This window comes from Dactylosporangium roseum (genome assembly GCF_025264685.1).
GTDB lineage: Bacteria > Actinomycetota > Actinomycetes > Mycobacteriales > Micromonosporaceae > Dactylosporangium > Dactylosporangium roseum.
This window is the reverse complement of record NZ_CP073721.1, coordinates 2435721-2452674: the sequence shown is the minus strand read 5'-3', so window position 1 is coordinate 2452674 and position 16954 is coordinate 2435721. Positions and strand designations below refer to the sequence as shown.

The 16954-nt window shown below is 74.3% G+C and carries 15 protein-coding genes; 7 read left to right on the top strand and 8 right to left on the bottom strand.

Annotation, left to right across the window (positions count from 1 at the left end; genetic code table 11):
* Positions 1-51: 51 nt before the first annotated feature.
* Positions 52-1176 (bottom strand): CapA family protein, encoded by a 1125-nt coding sequence (locus tag Drose_RS12155; RefSeq protein ID WP_260728278.1) that lies wholly within the window; start codon positions 1174-1176, stop codon positions 52-54.
* A gap of 251 nt (positions 1177-1427) precedes the next feature.
* On the opposite strand from Drose_RS12155, the gene Drose_RS12150 reads away from it, so the two are divergent.
* From Drose_RS12150 to Drose_RS12120, 7 genes are all read left to right on the top strand, one after another.
* Positions 1428-2696 carry a wax ester/triacylglycerol synthase family O-acyltransferase gene (locus tag Drose_RS12150; protein WP_260728277.1) on the top strand — a complete coding sequence of 423 codons (1269 nt, stop codon included), beginning with the start codon at positions 1428-1430 and terminating at the stop codon, positions 2694-2696.
* 135 nt (positions 2697-2831) lie between these two features.
* On the top strand, positions 2832-3662 hold the full coding sequence (locus Drose_RS12145) for a slipin family protein (protein ID WP_260728276.1): 831 nt from the start codon (positions 2832-2834) through the stop codon (positions 3660-3662).
* Between the two features lie 45 nt (positions 3663-3707).
* Positions 3708-4436 (top strand): serine hydrolase, encoded by a 729-nt coding sequence (locus Drose_RS12140; protein WP_260728275.1) that lies wholly within the window; start codon positions 3708-3710, stop codon positions 4434-4436.
* A gap of 577 nt (positions 4437-5013) precedes the next feature.
* Complete coding sequence (locus Drose_RS12135) at positions 5014-5487, top strand: hypothetical protein (RefSeq protein WP_260728274.1); 474 nt, start codon at positions 5014-5016, stop codon at positions 5485-5487.
* Between the two features lie 78 nt (positions 5488-5565).
* Complete coding sequence (locus Drose_RS12130; protein WP_260728273.1) at positions 5566-5922, top strand: hypothetical protein; 357 nt, start codon at positions 5566-5568, stop codon at positions 5920-5922.
* Between the two features lie 114 nt (positions 5923-6036).
* Positions 6037-6639 (top strand): HdeD family acid-resistance protein, encoded by a 603-nt coding sequence (locus tag Drose_RS12125; RefSeq protein WP_260728272.1) that lies wholly within the window; start codon positions 6037-6039, stop codon positions 6637-6639.
* Between the two features lie 177 nt (positions 6640-6816).
* Entirely contained in the window at positions 6817-7857 is a 1041-nt protein-coding gene (locus Drose_RS12120; protein WP_260728271.1) for an AI-2E family transporter, read from the top strand.
* Positions 7858-7908: 51 nt separating this feature from the next.
* On the opposite strand, the gene Drose_RS12115 is transcribed toward Drose_RS12120, so the two are convergent.
* The 7 genes from Drose_RS12115 to Drose_RS12085 form a co-directional block, all read right to left on the bottom strand.
* On the bottom strand, positions 7909-8895 hold the full coding sequence (locus Drose_RS12115; RefSeq protein WP_260728270.1) for a hypothetical protein: 987 nt from the start codon (positions 8893-8895) through the stop codon (positions 7909-7911).
* Positions 8892-10274, bottom strand: a complete 1383-nt coding sequence (locus Drose_RS12110; RefSeq protein WP_260728269.1) for a hypothetical protein — start codon at positions 10272-10274, stop codon at positions 8892-8894. Before Drose_RS12110 ends, Drose_RS12115 begins: the two co-directional genes overlap by 4 nt.
* Positions 10267-10578 carry a DUF6403 family protein gene (locus Drose_RS12105; RefSeq protein WP_260728268.1) on the bottom strand — a complete coding sequence of 104 codons (312 nt, stop codon included), beginning with the start codon at positions 10576-10578 and terminating at the stop codon, positions 10267-10269. Before Drose_RS12105 ends, Drose_RS12110 begins: the two co-directional genes overlap by 8 nt.
* A gap of 173 nt (positions 10579-10751) precedes the next feature.
* Positions 10752-12383 (bottom strand): Na+/H+ antiporter, encoded by a 1632-nt coding sequence (locus Drose_RS12100; protein ID WP_260728267.1) that lies wholly within the window; start codon positions 12381-12383, stop codon positions 10752-10754.
* Between the two features lie 139 nt (positions 12384-12522).
* Positions 12523-14037 carry a ribosome biogenesis GTPase Der gene (locus Drose_RS12095; RefSeq protein ID WP_260728266.1) on the bottom strand — a complete coding sequence of 505 codons (1515 nt, stop codon included), beginning with the start codon at positions 14035-14037 and terminating at the stop codon, positions 12523-12525.
* On the bottom strand, positions 14034-16013 hold the full coding sequence (locus tag Drose_RS12090) for a P-loop NTPase family protein (RefSeq protein WP_260728265.1): 1980 nt from the start codon (positions 16011-16013) through the stop codon (positions 14034-14036). Before Drose_RS12090 ends, Drose_RS12095 begins: the two co-directional genes overlap by 4 nt.
* 34 nt (positions 16014-16047) lie before the next feature.
* Positions 16048-16890 (bottom strand): IniB N-terminal domain-containing protein, encoded by an 843-nt coding sequence (locus tag Drose_RS12085; RefSeq protein WP_260728264.1) that lies wholly within the window; start codon positions 16888-16890, stop codon positions 16048-16050.
* Positions 16891-16954: the final 64 nt, after the last annotated feature.

The window sequence follows — 16954 nt, the reverse complement described above, 5'->3', positions numbered from 1 at the left end:
CGGAACCCACCCGCCCGCCGCCGACGGACGGCGCGGCAACCACCTTCACGGTCACTCGCCGGCGACGCGCAGGTGGAGCATGCCGTCGTCGCGCAGGTCGACCCGTGTCCCGAACCGGCGGCTGATCGTGCCGAGGACGCTCCGCAGGAGTTCGGCGTCCCCGGCCGAGGCGTCGTGCAGGCGCATCCGGCGGGCCCGCAGCGGGGCCATCCGCAGCCCGGCCAACCGCCCGGTGCCCGGTTCCACCGTGGCGAAGTACAGCAGGCGCAGGTCGTCGCGGAACTCCTCGTGGCCGGTGATGCCCTCGTAGTCGTCGATCGTGTCGCCGCAGCCGTAAAGGACGAGCCTGCCCCGGTACACCTCGATCGGCCGGGGGTGGTGCGCGGAGTGCCCGTGCACGATGTCGACGCCGGCGTCGACGAGCCGGTGCGCGAAGTCGACGTGCCGGCGCGACACCTCGTACCCCCAGTTCGAGCCCCAGTGGACGGAGGCCACGACGACGTCGCCCGGCCGTCTCACCCGGCGCGCGCGCTCGCCGACCGCGGCGGCGGTCGCCAGGGAAAGGTCGGGCAGCAGTTGCACGCCGGACCCGTCCCGGGTCGCGGCCCAGCTCCGCGGGATGCCGCTGCACTCCGCGCCGAACGACAGGACGAGCACGCGCCCGCCGCCACCGATCCCGACGGCGGCCGGCCGCCCGGCCGCAGCCGCGGTGCTCCCCGCGCCCGCCGTCGCGATTCCCGCGCCCGCCAGCGCGCCGAGCGTGTCGGCGAGCCCGAGGCGGCCGAAGTCGAGCACGTGGTTGTTGGCCAGGACGCAGACGTCGGGCCGGGCGGCGGCCAGGCACGGGACGTTCTCGGGGGCCATCCGGTAGTGCACGGCCTTGCCGGGGGCCGCGTCGTCGTTGCGGGTGACGCTCGTCTCCAGGTTGATCACCCGCGCGTCGGGCGCGACGTCGTCGAGGACACGCAAGGCGTCGCCCCAGGGCCAGGCGAAGTCGACGGGCCGGGGAACGGGGCCGTTGACCCGCTCCGCGAGCTCGACGTAGGTCAGCGCGTCGGCGGCGTACCGCTCCCACAGCCGCGGGTCACCGGGATGCGGCAGGATCTGGTCGACGCCGCGACCGGTCATGACGTCGCCGCAGAGGAACACCGTCACCGGACGGTTCCGTACGCCCACGGTTTCACCGTAGCCATCGCGCCGGCGCCCGTCGCTCACCCCGGGTGGTTCACGCCGAATGCGGGGTGACCTTGGCGTACCTGCATCGAATGAGCCGGTGGAACTTGCGACATTCAGGGACGGCGCGCATCGGGCGGGTTCCCGGCGCGCCGTCCCCCTGCCGGGCGTCGCATGGAGTGCTGTCAGTGGATGACGAACGGTTGAGCCCCCTCGATACCGCCTTTCTTCGGCTGGAATCGCCTGGTGCTCCCATGCATCTGGGCGCCCTGGCCGTCTTCCACCCCCGGGAACGGGTGCCGCCCGGCCGGCTGGCGGCACTGCTCGGCGAGCGCGTCGCGCGGATCCCCGCCATGCGGCAGCGGGTCCGCACCACGTGGCTGCCGCCGGGCGGCGCGGCCTGGGCCCCGGATCCGGCGTTCGAGATGTCCCGGCACCTGCACGTCCACCGCCTGCGGCGGGGCACGGCGATGGCGGCGGTCGCCGGCGAGCTGATGGCCGAGCCGCTCGACCTCGACCGTCCGCTGTGGCAGTTGCACCTGCTGACGGGCCTGTCCGAGGGTCGTTTCGCCGTGCTGGTGAAGCTGCATCATGCGATGGCGGACGGGTTGCGCACGGTCGAACTCGGCCTCCGCCTGATGGACGGCCGCACGGACGGCGGGCCCGCGCGGCCCGAGCCCGCGGACGCTCCCGCGCTCGACGGCGCGGCCGGCGGCGCCGTGCGGCTCGCCCGCGCGCTCGGCCAGGCCGCCGAAACCGTCGCCGGGAGCGTCGGCATCGCCACGTCCGTGCTGTCGCACGTACGGCTCGCCGCGCTGCTGCCGTCGGCGGTCGACCACGCCCGTCCTTCTGCGACGGCACGCCGGCTCGTGCTCGTCCGGCTCGACACCCGCGACGTACGGCGGGTGCGGCGGCTGCACGGCGGCACCGAGCACGACGTCCTGCTGGCCGTCGTCACCGGGGCCTTCCGGCAGTGGCTCACCGCCAACGACCAGTGCCCGGAGCGGCTCGGCATCCGGGCGTTCATCCCCGTCAGCCGGCGCAGCCGGACCACCGGGCCGAAGCGGCACAACGTGCTCTCCGGCTACCTCTGCGACCTGCCGATCGAGCAGCCGGATCCGGTCACCGCGCTGCGCACCGTGCGGACCACGATGGACCGCAACAAGGCCGCCGGCTTCTCCCGCGGGCCGGGCGCGTTCCCGGTCCTCGCCGACCGGATGCCGGCTCCGGCGCAGCGCCTCACCGTCCCGCTCCTGCGCCGGGCCGGCCCGCTGCTGTTCGACACGACCATCACGAACGTGCCGATCCCCGCGCGGCCGATGACCCTCGCCGGCGCGCCGCTGCGGCACGTGTACCCGATCGCTCCCCTGGCCCACGGGCAGGCGCTCGGCATCGCGCTGTCGACCTACCGGGAGTCGGTCCACATCGGACTGCACGCCGACGACCGCGCCGTGCCGGATCTCGACCGTATCGCCGACGGCATACCGGCCGCCCTCGCGGCCCTGAGCGGCAGCCCCGCCTGATGTGCCGGACGGCCGGTCGTGTGCCCGGGTCGGACGCCGCGTCGCGCGGCCTCACCCGGGGACTCACCCCCGCCGGGCCGGTTCCGCAGTAGCGTGGATGTGCTGGCGGAGGAACACTCCCGTGCGGGGGGCGTCATGGAACCGGTCCTCATCGTCCTGATCGTCCTGGCGGTGTCCGCCCTCCTGGGCAGTGTGCGGATCGTCCGGCAGTACGAACGCGGGCTGGTCTTCCGGTGCGGACGCCTGCGCGACCACACCCGCGGGCCGGGCCTGGCGATGATCGTGCCGGTGCTCGACCGCATGCAGAGGGTGAACCTGCAGATCGTCACGATGCCGGTACCGGCACAGGACGGCATCACCCGGGACAACGTCACCGTCAAGGTGGACGCGGTGGTGTACTTCCGGGTCACCGACCCGATCCGCGCGGCGGTCAACGTGCAGGACTACATGTTCGCCGTCCTTCAGGTCGCGCAGACCTCGCTGCGGTCGATCATCGGCAAGAGCGACCTCGACGAGTTGCTGACCAACCGCGAGCGGCTCAACCAGGGCCTCGAGGTGATGATCGACAGCCCGGCGATCGAGTGGGGCGTCCACATCGACCGCGTCGAGATCAAGGACGTCTCGCTGCCCGAGTCGATGAAGCGCTCGATGTCCCGCCAGGCCGAGGCGGAGCGCGAGCGGCGCGCCCGGATCATCACCGCCGACGGCGAGCTCCAGGCGTCGCACAAGCTCGCCGACGCGGCCTCGACGATGGCGTCGACCCCGACGGCCTTGCAGTTGCGTCTGCTCGAGACGGTGGTCGAGGTGGCCGCGGAGAAGAACTCCACCCTGGTGCTGCCGTTCCCCGTCGAGCTGCTGCGCTTCCTGGACGAGAAGGTGCCGAAGCCGGAGCGCGAGGCCCCACCGGCGTCCCCGGCCGGGTACCCCGCCGAGCTGCCGAGGGTGGACGTGGACGCACTACGGTGACGGCCGGGTCGCGACATCGGCGGCGTCCCGGAATACAGTCCCCGCGTGGAAGAGTTCCTGTGGTCGGTGTGCGTGCGGGACCGGGACGGTGCCGTGCTCTACGAGCGGGACGCGGCGCGGGTCCTGTCCACGGCCAGCGTCGGAAAGGTCCTGCTGCTGCTCGAGGTCGCGCGGCGCATCGACGACGGCAGCCTCGCGGCCGGCGAGCCGCTGCGGCGGACGGCGCCCGTGGCCGACTCGGGGATCTGGCAGCACCTGGCCGTCGACGTGCTCGGCGTCGAGGACCTCGCGGTCCTGGTCGGCGCGGTCAGCGACAATCTGGCGACCAACGTGCTCCTCGACCGCGTGGGCCTCGACGCGGTCCAGGCGCTCGGCACGCGGCTCGGCCTGCGCGACACCGCCCTGCACGACCGGGTGCGCGACGTGCGCACACCGGCGGACGCGCCGCGGCTGTCGTCCGGCACCGCCGCGGAGCTGTCCCGGCTGATGCTCGGCATCCATCGCGGTGAGTACGCGGGCGCCGCGCGAGTGCTGGCCTGGCTGCGGAACAACACGGACCTGTCGATGGTCGCCGCCGCGTTCGACCTCGACCCGCTGGTCCACGGCACGTTGTGGAACAAGACCGGCACCGACACCGGCGTCCGGGCCGACACCGGGGTGGTGGACGGTGTCGCGTACGCGGTCGTCGCCAACTACACCGGCGACCGCACCGGCGAGGTGCTGCGCACCATGCGGGCCCTCGGCCGGATCATCAGGAACCTCGCCGACCGGTAGTGACGGCCGGCCGCGCCACGTGGCGCGGCCGGCTCGCCGGCGGCGGTCACGGAGCACGGCGGGTGGGACCGGGACGATCCGGACAACCGGCGATGACCCCGCCCGGAACTTCCTACGATCGGCTGTAGGAGATCCTTGCGGGACGGACGCCTAGTCACTAGGGTCGGCAGCCAGCACGTCCGAGGCCGCGTCGGCAGAGCGCCGGTGAGCCCGGAACCGCATGGGGAACGAGGGGACGCCGTGCAGCCCGACCGCGAGCGCGACAAGCCGGAGAGCGCGGGCACGGGTGCCCTGATCACGATCGGCGTGCTCGGCATCCTGCTCATCATCGGCTTCATTTTCAGCGTCACCGGCCGCTGAAAGCCGCCGGTCACCGGGCGACCGGCCATCGGTTCCGGCACCCGGCGCGGTGCCGTTCGCGTTCGGCGCCGGGCGCCGCTGCCACCCGTTCACTCCGGCCAGGTGACGCCCGGCCGTCCTCCACCAGGCGACCCTGGTGCGGTACGGCGATTGATCCGAGCATCGGCCGGCGACCGGCCCGCAGCGGTCCCGGTGCGGCTCTGAACGGGAGGTACGCATGAGCACGAGCACCGCCGAACGAACCCGACCGGAGGCCCAGGAGGGCGAGGAACAGAGCATGCTTCCCCTGTTGCTCACGGCCTTGATGGCACGCCGTGAGCAACGCGGGGAGAGCATCTTCGAGCACCCGCTGATGATGGCCGCACTCGCCCGTCGCCGTCAGGGCGGTGAAGGCATTTTCGAGCACCCGCTCCTGCTCGCCGCCCTGATGCGCCGCCGCGAGGAGAGCGGCGAAGAAGGCATCGAACACCCGCTCCTGCTCGCGGCGCTGATGCACCGCCGCCGTCAGGGTGGAGGCGTCTTCGAGCACCCGCTCCTGATGGCCGCGCTGATGAGCCGGCGCGAGGAGGGCGGTGAGAGCGGCATCGAACACCCGCTGCTGCTCGCCGCGCTGATGCGCCGCCGTGAGGAGAGCGGCGAAGAAGGCATCGAGCACCCGCTCCTGCTCGCCTCGATGCTGGCCCGCCGGTAGGCGGTCCCGCGCACCGCCCTTCGGTCGGCAGACCGGAGGGCGGATCACCCTGGTCCGTCACCAACAGAAGGAGGAGTCGTGGCGGCTGACGGAACGTCGAAGGAGCCCACGGACCCGGTCGAATCGTTGATCGACGATGCCATCCGGGAGATTCTCGAGGAAGCCGGGTCGTCCCGGACCGCCCGTGGCCGCTCGGCGCCGAACGTGCTCGAGGTGGTGATGTCGGCGCTGCCGGCCCGCGGCGCGGCACGCGCGCCGTTGCTCGAGCGGCTGCTCATCGCCGAGGCGATGGCGGGCGCGCTGGCCGACGCACTGGCGCCGGCCCTGGCCGCGGCGCTGGCCCCGAGGATCATGAAGCTCCTCGATCAGGACGGCGACACCGCCGCGGAGCCGAAGGTGACGAGCGGCCGGTCCCGCAAGTCGGACAGCAAGTGACGCCGGTGGCCGGTCGCGACGCCGGGTGAGGAGACGTCACCCCGCGCGAATGAGGTGGCCGCGCGGCGGTGAACGCACACTTCCAGCGGGATCGAACTCGCATGGAGGTGGACGATGACGACGTTCTCCTGGCACCGTGGGCACGCCCCGACGCACCGCGGCCGGGCTCCCACCGTCGAGCCGTTCTGGCAGGTCCTGTCCCTCGGGGTCAGCACCGTGCTCTTCGGCATCGCCGTGCTGGTGTGGCCGGGCCAGACGCTGCACCTTCTCGGCGTCCTGGCCGGTGTCTGGCTCATCGTCCTGGGCGTCTCGCGCGCGATCGCCGCGCTCGGCGGCGCCCAGGACACCGCCCGGCGGATCTTCACCGGCTTCGTCGCCGCGGTGCTCATCGTCGCCGGGATCGCCTGCGTGCGCAACGCGGCCGGCGGCGTGCTCCTGCTCGCCACCATCCTCGGCCTCGCCTGGCTGCTCAGCGGCTTCACCCAGCTCGCGATCAGCGTGTTCACGAGGGGCACGGCGAGAGTCTGGCTGACCACGCTCGGCGTGCTCTCGATCCTGGTCGGCCTGGCCTTCATGCTGTGGCCCGGTCCGTCGCTCACCACGCTGGTGCTGCTGACCGGGATCAGCGCGCTGATCATCGGCGCGGGTGAGGTCGCGTACGCCCTGCGTTCGCGGCGCGCCAGGCCCGCGGTCGAGTCCGGTGGTGCGCCGGCCTGAGCCCTCGGCGGCACTCCTCACCTTCCCGGAGGGATGCGACCGGGTGGCCGTGGTCCAAGTCTGAAGACCTGGCGGCAGTCTCGTGCGGATGCCCGGTGATCCTGCGTAGTCGGGGAGGGACACGATGGGAGACATCACTTTCGGTGACATCGTGCGTGGACCGGGCACCACGGGTCCATGAGCACCACGAACGGCCGGTCCGGGAGTGCTCCCGGGCCGGCCGTCTGGTACAGGCGGCTCGGCCGGGTGGGCTGGTCGGTCACCGGCGCCGCGGCGGGCGCCGCCGCGCTGGTCGTCGTCGCCGCGGTACTGCTGCCCCTGATCCTGCCGCTGCTGGTCATGATCGTCGTCGCGGTGACCATCCAGCCCGCCGTCGACCGGCTGCAGGCGCACCGCGTGCCGCGCGGAGCGGCGGCGCTGGCCGGTGCGATCATCGTGCCGGCCGTGCTGATCGCCGTGGGGGTGCTGCTCGCGTACGTGCTGGTGACCCAGGCGTCGGGGTGGCGGCCCGCCGCGGAGGCCGCCGGCACGTACCTGCGCGAGACCCTCGGCGCCGACCCGGTGCGGACGATCCTGGGGTCCGGCCAGTGGCGGACCGCCCTGCTCGGGCTCGGCTCGGCGCTGACCAACGGGGCGGTCATCGTCGGGCAGATCGCCGTCGGGCTGCTGGCCGGCTCGTACCTGCTGTTCTACGCCCTCCGGGACGGCCCGCGCCTGATGGCGCTGATCGAGTCGCGGCTGCCGCTGCCGGCCGGGTCGGCGCGGGCCCTGCTGCGCGGCGCCGCCGTCCAGTTCCGCCGGTACGTGCTCGGCACGACCGCCGTCGCGGCGCTGGACGCCTTGGTCATCACCGCGGGCGCCGCCGTGCTGCGGGTGCCGTTCCTCCTCGTGATCGCCGCCGTCACGTTCGTCGCCGCCTACGTGCCGTACCTGGGCGCCTGGGTCTCGGCGGGGTTCGCCGTCATGGTCGCCATCGGCGCCGGCGGCCTCGCCACCGGGCTGTGGATGCTCGGCATCGTGCTGGTGACCCAGAACATCCTCGAAGGTGTCCTCCGGCCGATCGTGTTCGGCCGTGCCCTGCGCCTGCACCCGGTGGTCGTGCTCGTCGCCACCGTCGTCGGCGCCGCGATCGGCGGGCTGGCCGGGGTGTTCCTCGCGCCGCCGGTGGCGGCGATCGTCATGTCGTGGTGGTCCACGATCCGCGAACACCGGTCGTGACCCGGGTCGGTGGCGCATCGCCCGAGTGGTGCCGGCCGCTGCCCCCGCGGCTCAGCGCCTGTCGTCGGCCAGGGCCCGGAAGCGCTCCGCCAGTGCCTCGGCGCAGGCGGTGAACCGGGCGAAGTCCTCCTCGCCGCGGCGGTCGGCCGCCGCGACGTCGTCGAGCAGGCTCGTGTACTCCGACGTCAGCTTCCGATACCGGGCCGCGAAGTCCGGCGCCTCCGTGCCGCCGGAGCGCCGCTTCGCCGGCCGGCGATTCGTGCCGTCACGGGTCGCGGCGACGGTCCGCCGGACGGCCGCGGCGTACCGTGCGTCGAGGTCGATGATCTGCTGGGCGACGACGGCCGTGGCGGCGCTGAGCACGGTGCGGCTGTCGGTCGCCCGGTCGAGCCGGTCCCGCCGGGCCGCGGCGAGCCGACCGGCCCGGCGCGCCCCGCCGTAGAGCACGGCCGCCCCGACGAGCACGGCGGCGACGGCCGCGATCGCCACGAGGTAGCGCGGCAGCGACGGACTGATCGTCCGCGCGTCGGTGGGGACCATGTCCGCCTTGGCCAGCCGGTCGTAGTTGACCGCGATCACCTTGATCGCGTCGAGAGGCCGGTCGACGAACTGATCGACGCCGCTGCCGACGGTCGTCTCGGCGACGAACGCCTTGCCGAAGTTCTCGTCGTCGTGGCCGGGCAGCATGGAGCAGCCGTACGTGTCGAACCCGTCGCCGTCGCCGTCCCGGCGCATCAGCAGCACGAGCGTGCCGGACGCGGCGCGGCGCACCGCGTGACAGCCGTCGCGCAGGTCCGCCACCGGCTCCAGCAGGATCACGACGAGCCGCCGGTTGCCGATGATCCGCTCGGCGACCGCCGTGTCGAGGCCGGTGCCGGGCACGGCGTACACCGACGAGGTGCGGACGTGCCGGGCGATCGGTCCGTCGAACAAGCCGCCGGACCACAGCGCCCAGCCCGCGAGGACGAGGCAGCCCAGCACCGCGAGCCCGAACGGGGTCGGCAGCGCGCGCCGCGTCCAGGCACCGAACCGCTTCATGCCAGCCGCCCCCGCAGGTACTCCGCCGGGCGGTACCCGGCGACGCCGACCGCCCGGCCGACGCTGTCCAGCTCCCGTTCGGCGCTGTCGAGCAGACCCCGGACGTGCTGGTCGGGCAGCCGCGCGTCGAGTGCCTCGCGCGCGGCGCCCAGGCTGCTGATCGCGCGGGTGAGCGCGGCGTCGGTACGGTTGTCGGTGAGCCCGGAGACCTCGACGGCGAGGGCGGTGAGACCCGCGAGCCGGGCCGGGACACCGTCACGGCCGGCGACCGCGAGACCCTTCGGCGGCCGGGGACCCGGCAGCGCCCGCGCGGACAGGACGAGAAACGCGGCGACGCAGGCGGCGAACAGCCAGGGCAGCACCGGGAGCGCGACCCGCAGCGGATCGACCGGGCGATACGGCAGCGGCCGGTCGAACAACCCGGCGTAGCGGACGTCGGTCACCAGCGCCAGGTAGGCGCCCAGCACGTTGTCCTGGGGGTAGGCGTACGCGCTGAGGCGGTCGTCGAACCGGGCGTAGAAGCTCGCGGCGGTCACGTCGGCGAAGTCGGCCGCGTGCGGGCCGTGGTACTCGATCCACGCGCCGTACATGACGACGATCGGCCGGTCCGGGAACAGCTCGGCCAGGCGCGGCCCGAAGCGGGGCGCCGGCATGTCCCTCGGCTGGACGGGCAGCGCGACCACGAACGTCGAGCCGGTGCCGAACGCGTCCTCGGCGGTCTTGGCGGGCACGGCCGCGAGCGTCGCTCCGGGTGCGACGTACCGCCCGCCGGCCCGCAGCGCGGCGGCGACCGTATCGAGCTCGGCGCCGGTCGGGTCGCGCCACGCGCCGCCGGCGGCGTCGTCCGCCGCCGGGCGGCCGGCGTCCTCGCGCAGCGCGCGGATCAGCTCCACCAACTGACCGGTGACGTCGTTTCGGGCGAACTGGTCGCGCCACTCGGTCAGCGTGCTGCCGGACGCCTGGTAGAAGCCGCCGCTCACCTTGGTGCCGACGATCCGGATCGTGGCGTTCTCGACCTTGCGGACCTCGCTCTGCTGGCCCTTGGTGAGCCCGGGCGGCGCGACGAGGATGCGGACGTCGGAGGCGCCGATCGCCGCCGACACCCGGCCGGTGTCCCACTCGGCCACGGCGCCGGGGAGCCGGACGACCCGCTCGGCGGCGACCATGGCCGTCATCTCCCCGACGGACGGCAGGGTCGCGCCGCTGATCTCGCCGGCGGAGCCCTCCGCGATCGTCGCGGTCGACGGGGATCGCCCGTACGTGGTGTCGGCGCTCTGCCGCTGCGCGACCAGGAAGGCGGTGACGCTGGCCACCGCGATGCCGAGCACGACCCAGCGCGTCGGTCCGGCGAGGCCCCGGAGGCGGCGGCGGTCAAGCACCGGCGGCCGCCCGCCACAGCCGGTCGGCCGCCCGGGCGTAGCCGGTCGCCGTGCGCGCCGCCGCCCGGCCGCCGCGCCCGGCGGCGATCGCCTCGGCGCGGGCGAGCAACTCCTCGGCCTCGGCCACCCGGGTACCGGCGGCGTCGCGGCTGACGGTCGCCACGTCGATCGCGGCCCGCGCCCCCGACCAGGCGATCCGCCGGTCCCGGGCGCGGGCGTGCCGGCGCGGCACGAACGCCGCCGCGAATCCGGCGGCCACGACCAGGATCGACCCGATCAGCCACACCGGCCAGGACGACAACACGCGGACACTCCCAAACCTCGAACCGTCACCGCAGCTCAAGCGGCCACCGACCGATGATCCACGATCATGTCAACACGATCGGCGACCGCCTGCATCGTGGACGGCGGCCGCTGTGAGGTACGACGCGCCGGACGGCCGGGGTCGCCGGCCACGGCTGGGCCTCCGCGCCGGTCTCACGACGTTCGTTCGGGCAGCAGCCGCTCCTCGTGGTCGAGCTCGCGCTCCAGGCGGCGGAGGCTCTCGTCGGGCAGCGTGCCGGCGTCCCGCCAGCGCAGCAGTTCCTCGCGCTGGGCGTCGATCGCGGCGCGCCGGGTCCGCAGCGCCGCCTCGTACCGCGGCGAGACCGGGATCTCCGGCGAGTCGGAGCTCTGCAGCAGGTCGAGGCGGCCCTGGTAGCGGCGCAGGCGGTGCTCGAGCTGGGCCCGCATCGCCTCGATGGCCTGCGTGTCGAGGTCGTCGTGGTCCTCGCGGGCGATCTCGTCGAGCCGGTCGAGGGCCGCCCGCACGGACGCGGACCGGGCCTCGTTGCGGATCCGCGCCTCGTCCACCTCGTTGGCCCGCAGGCCGAGGAGGCGGACCAGCGGCGTGAACGTGAGGCCCTGCCCGACGAGCGTGACGAGCACCACGACGAACGTGCAGAACAGCAGCAGGTCGCGGTCCGGGAACGGCGCGCCGCTGTCGGTGACCAGCGGCAGCGTGGACACGGCCGCGAGGCTGATCACGCCCCGGGTGCCGGCCCAGCTCAAGGCCACCACCTCGCGGCCGCCGAGCGCCTCCTCCAGCTTGCCGCTCTCGCTGCCGAGCCGGGTGTGCAGCGACCGCGGCAACAACTGGGTGAGCGCCAGCCACAGCGGGCGGATCAGTAGCGTCACGCCGACGGCGATGGCGACCGCGATCACGACGGTCGACGTGTCGTACTCCCGCAGGTTGCGGACGACCGCCGGCAGTTGCTGGCCGATCAGCAGGAACACGAACCCCTCAAGCAGGAAGTCGACCAGCCGCCACACGGCGCTGGTCTGCAGCCGGCTGGCGCCGGACGACGAGCGCGGGGCGTCGTGGCCGACGATGAGCCCGGCGATGACCACGGCGAGGACGCCGGACACGTGGAGCTTCTCGCCCAGCAGGTACGCGACGAACGGCGTGGCGAGCGAGATCGCGTTGGCCATCAGCGGGTCCTTGCCGAGCGGCCGCAGGAGCCGCACCGCGTAGGCGACCGCGGCGCCGACCAGGGCACCGCCGGCCGCGGCGAGGAGGAACTGGCCGACGGCCCGCGGCGCGGAGAACTCGCCGCCGACGGCGGCCGCGACGGCGAAGCTGAGGATCGTCAGTGCCGTCGCGTCGTTGAGCAGCCCTTCGCCCTGGATGATGGTGACGAGCCGGGGTGGCAGGCCGACCCGCCGCCCGACGGCCAGGGCGGCGACCGGGTCGGGCGGAGCGACGGCCGCGCCGACCGCGATGCCGGCGGCGAGGGTCGCCCCGGCCACGAACATCTGGAACCCCAGCCCGACCACGAGCGCGGTGAGCAGCACGAGGATCACCGACAGGCTGACCACGATGCGCATGTTGCGCCGGATGGCCAGCAGTGACGAGTTGAGTGCCGCACTGTACAGCAGCGGCGGCAGCACGAACGTCAGGATGATCTCCGGCTCGAGTGCGATGTTCGGCCCCGGCAGCAGCGCGTAGACGATGCCGACCACCGGCAGGACCGCCGCGGCCGGCAGGCCGGTCCGGGCGGCGAGCCAGCGGACGCCCACGATCACGGCGACGGCGGCGAGCACGAACACGAGAAGCACTTCGGGGATCACCCTGTCATTCTCCCCGATCGACCGGGCAGTTGACCTTGACGTTCCCGATCATGGCCTGGTACCGGCGGACGTCCGCACCCTGCCGGTCGGCTTCCTCGACCGCGGCCACCCGCGCGGCGAAGAAGGCCGCGAGGGTCGGTCAGGGCCTGACGTCCGCGGCGCCGACGCGCGCGACCATCCCCTCGCAGCTCCGCACGACGACGGCCGCGGCGCGGCGCTGCTCGGCGGTGAGCGTCACGTCCTCGGCGGTCAGGCGCCAGCGGCGCAGCACGTCGTTGCTGAGCCTCCACAGCTCGTCCTCGGTCGGCTCGTGCTCCAGGCCGAGGCGCGCCACGACGTTCGCGCCGGCCGCGCCGGCCAGCCGCCTGGCCTCCGCCGTGAGCGGCGCCGGCAGCGTCACCCGCCCGGCCCGCAGCGCCGCGAGGAATCGCAGCTCCTGGAAGTCGTGCGCCCCGGCGACCGTGCGCTCGAGCTCGGCGAGGAGGTACTCGGCACCGGGCCGCGGCTCGGCGCGCAGCATGAACTCGAGGGCGATGAGCGCGGACCGCGCCTTGAGCGCGTGCCGCCGGTCGAGGAACTGCTCCCGGACCGACTCGCGCAGCTCGGCCAGGCCGCTGCGCCGGACCAGTTCGGCGGCGAGCCGGTCGCGGGTCCGGCCGGTGGAGCGGACGAGCGTCGTGCACAACCGGACGCCGGTCAGCCCGAGCCGGTCGAGCAGCGCGCGGCGCGTGGCGGGGTCGACCGGGGCCGGGAAGGCGGATCCGGGCACCGGCTGCTGCCCGGTGAACCGGTCGGCCGAGAGCAGGAAGGCGTCGAGGGCCGCCCGGGGCACGGCGGCGAGGGCCGCGAGGACGGTGAACTCCGCTTCGGTGAGCGTGGCTGCCGCGCGGGCCAGGCGCGGCGCGAGCGCCACGACATGCCGCGCCACCGGGCCGATCGCCGGGTCGCGGCGGTGCCGCCGGGCGAGCTGCCGCGCCTGGGTCAGCGCGTCGATGCCGCCGCCGGCCAGCTCGTCGGCACGGGACAGCACGGTCAGCACGCTGACCGGTGCCGCCGCGGCGACGGTGCCCTGCCACGCCATCTCCAGGAAGCGCAGGTCGGCGTCGTCGAGGTGGCGGGTGAGGTACAGCACCGCGTCCGCGTCGCGCAGCACCCGCCGGGCGAGGGCGGCCTCCGGTGTGCCGTCGCCGCGCACCGGACCGGCACCGACCTGGACGGCCGGGGTCTCGACGAGCTGCGCGTGGCGCAGCGCCCGGACCGGCAGCTCGACCACCACCTCGCCGGCCTCTCCCGGCGGCAGGCCGACCGGGTCGAGGCGCAGCCCGTCGGCGAACCGGGCCACCGGCAGCTCCTGGGCGGGGCCCTGGACCGGGTACACGGTCACCCGGGGCGCGGGGCCGTCCTGATACCAGGTGAGCGGCCGGCCGTCGAGATCGGCCCCGAAGACGGGGCTGACATCGGCCCCGACCATGACGTTGACGAGGGTCGACCGCCCGGCACCGGCCCGGCCGGTGACGGCGACCCGCAGCGGCTCGTCGAACCGGTCGAGATGGTCCCGCAACCAGGTCGAAGCCCGCGGGCTGTCCTGGTAGACGTACAGCGCCTCGCCCATCAGGCTGCGGACCGCGTCGCGGAGGTCCTCGGCGGGCCTCATGCGGGCGGTCGCCGTTGCGCCGGCACCAGCACCGCCCGGCCGGCACCGAGCGCGGTCGCCTGCTTGTACAGCCCGGCGAGGCCGACCAGCTCGCGCTGGATACGCCGCGCCCGGTGGTCGCGCACCGCGGCGTCGTCGTCGACGGCCTGCTTGGCGGTGCGGGCCGACTCCACGACGGCCTGCCGCAGCTCCTCGGTGAGCTCGGTGAAGTGGCCGCGCAGGACCCGCTGCGCCTGCCGGATCACGTCCTTGGCGTCCTTGTTGAGCCGGGCGAAGACGTCGTCCACGTGGCGCTGGACGGCGGCCTTCGCGGTGGCCTGGCGCCGTTTGCGGGTGGAGAGGCTCTCGTCGCGGATGCTCTTGCCGGCGAAGAGCGCGCCCGCGCCGAGCGAGATCGGGTTGATCAGCGGCATCCCGGCGAGGCCGGTGGCGAGGCCGAACATGAGCACGCCGCCGTACGACCCGCGCAGCCCCGTGAAGACCTTCTGGCTCAACGACAGCCGGTCGACGGTGGGCCTGTCGAGCGGATCCACCCGGTCCGGCGCGTCCCGCAGCAGCGCCGGTGTCCACTGTGGAAGGCGGTCGGCGGTGCCGGGCGGGAACTCCCGCGCCACCCGGGCGGCCATGGCGTCGATGCGCTCCGCGAGCCAGCCGAAGTTGGCCTCGGCCGCGTCGCGGAGCGAACCGTCGAGCCACTCCGCGAACGACTGCCAGGTGCGGGCCGGGTCGGCCTCGTCGAGACGCTCGTCGGCCCTGCGCAGGACCGCGCGGGTCCGCTCGCGCAGGTCGTATTCGATGTCGGAGACCAGGTCGGAGACCTCGTCGGCCAGCGCGTACTGCCACCGGGTCGCGCGGCGGCGCAACTCCTCGAGGCCGCGCTGGGCCTCGTGCAGCCGCGACATGGCATCGGACGTGCCACCCTTGCGCTGGACGGACAGCTCCTCGCGCAGGGCCGCGGCCAGGTCCTCGAGCACCGTGCGGGTCGCCAGCCCGACGGCCGCGGGCGCCAGCAGCTCGCTCTTGCCGGCCACGGTCTGCCGCAGGTGGGTCACCAGGTGCGGGAAGCCGGACTCCGTGTTGAGTGCCTGGTCGCCGGTGCGCGCGGCGTGCAGGCGCAGCGTCGCGGAGAGGGCGAGCAGCCGCACGGGCACGCCCGCCTCGGCGAGCCGCTGCCGGTTGCGCCGCAGCACCCGCCGCCAGTCGGGGGCCAGATCGGTCTTCGTGAGCGCGACCACCATGCCCGGGTACGACCGGCCGAGGTGCGCGAGCAGCGCCAGCTCGCCGCGGGACAGCTCGCGGGTCGCCTCGGTCACGAAGAGCACCGTGTCGGCGCGGGTCACCGCGGCGATGCCGGTCACCTCCGGCACCGGGTCGGACCAGTCGACGGCGGGCGCCTCGATCAGCGCGAGCCCGCCGGCCAGCAGCGACCGGGGCAGCCCCACCTCGGCGTAGAGCAGGCCGCGGTGCGGTTCGCGGTCGTCGCCGGCGTCGAGGTCGGCGAGGCGCTCGACCGGCAGCGGCAGGCGGTCCTCCGCGGGCTCGTCGTCGTGCGGCCGGGCCGGACGGCGGCGGACGAGGTGCGCCGACGGCGCCGCCCCGTGCTGGACGACGGTGGCCACCCGCCGCCCCGCGCGGTCGCCGGCGGGGCAGACCGTGGCGTTGAGCAACGCGTTGACGAGCTGGCTCTTGCCCTGCTTGGCCCCGCCCACGACCAGGACGCGCAACTGCGGGTCGAGCAGGCGCGCGCGCCGGTGGCGCAGCCAGCGCGCCAGGTCGGGCCGGTCGAGCGCCACGCAGGTGCGGGTGGTGCGGTCGAGCAGGTCGAGCCAGCGCGGCACGCCCGTGCCGGATTCCGCGGCGACGGGATCCGGCGCGAGGGGATCCGGCGCGAAGAGGTCCGGCGCGAGCGGCTCCGGGGCGGGTGGAGAGGCCGGACGCGGGTGTGTCGCGAGTCCGGCCTCCCAGATGTCCGTCAAGAGGTGCTTCCGTCCACGGTCGGCGTCGGTGCGGTCAGTGCAGGTGGCCCAGCAGACCACCGTGGTCCTGGTCGTGCTCGGCGGGAGCGCCGCTGCCGCCGAGGAGCCCGCCGGTGAGGCCGTCGCCGTGCCCTGACACCACTGAACCGGTGACGTTCGACACCGTCGCGTCGACGGTGTCCGTCACCGTGCCGGTGTCGGCGACCCCGCCGAGGCCGAGCGAGTCGACCGGCTCCAGGTCGGTCGCCGTGCTGAGCGTCACGTCGACCGTACCGTACACGCCGCCGAGGACCGGGTCGACCGTGCCGAGGATCGGGTCGACCGAGTGCACCACCGGGTCGGTGGTGTCGAGGACGGGGTCGACGGTGTCGACCACCGTGCCGGTCGTGCCACCGACCACCGGGTCGACCGCGTCGAGCGTGCCGGCCGGGTCACCGAGCAGCGACAGGTCGAGCGCGCCCGGGACGGCACCCGGCACCGGCAGGCCGGCCGGCGCGAGCGACAGCCCGCCGAGGCCGACCGAGGCGCCCGCGACGGCCGTGGCGTTGACGGTCATGTCAGAGCCGTGGCCGTGCGCCTGCCGGCTGCCGACCACCGCGAACTGGGTGATGCCCTGCAGTTGCCGGACGGCGCCGGTAACGTCGCCGTCGAAGCCGAGCGTCGCGTCGTCGGTGCCGACGATCTCGGTGAGTCCGCCGATCGGCGCGTAGTCCATCACCAGCGGGATGACGTCCTGCACGTCGGCCTCGGTGATGTCGCCGAGTCCGGCGTCGACGAGGACTCCTTCGGGATCGAGCTCGAACGCCGAACGCGCGGCCGGGTCGGTGAGCAGGTTGAGCACGAAGTCGTGCAGCGTCGGGCTTGCCGGGGTTTCCATGAACAGGCTCTCCTCGCAGGGTGTCAACAACATAAACATGCCTGGATGCATTCGTCCAGCGCCG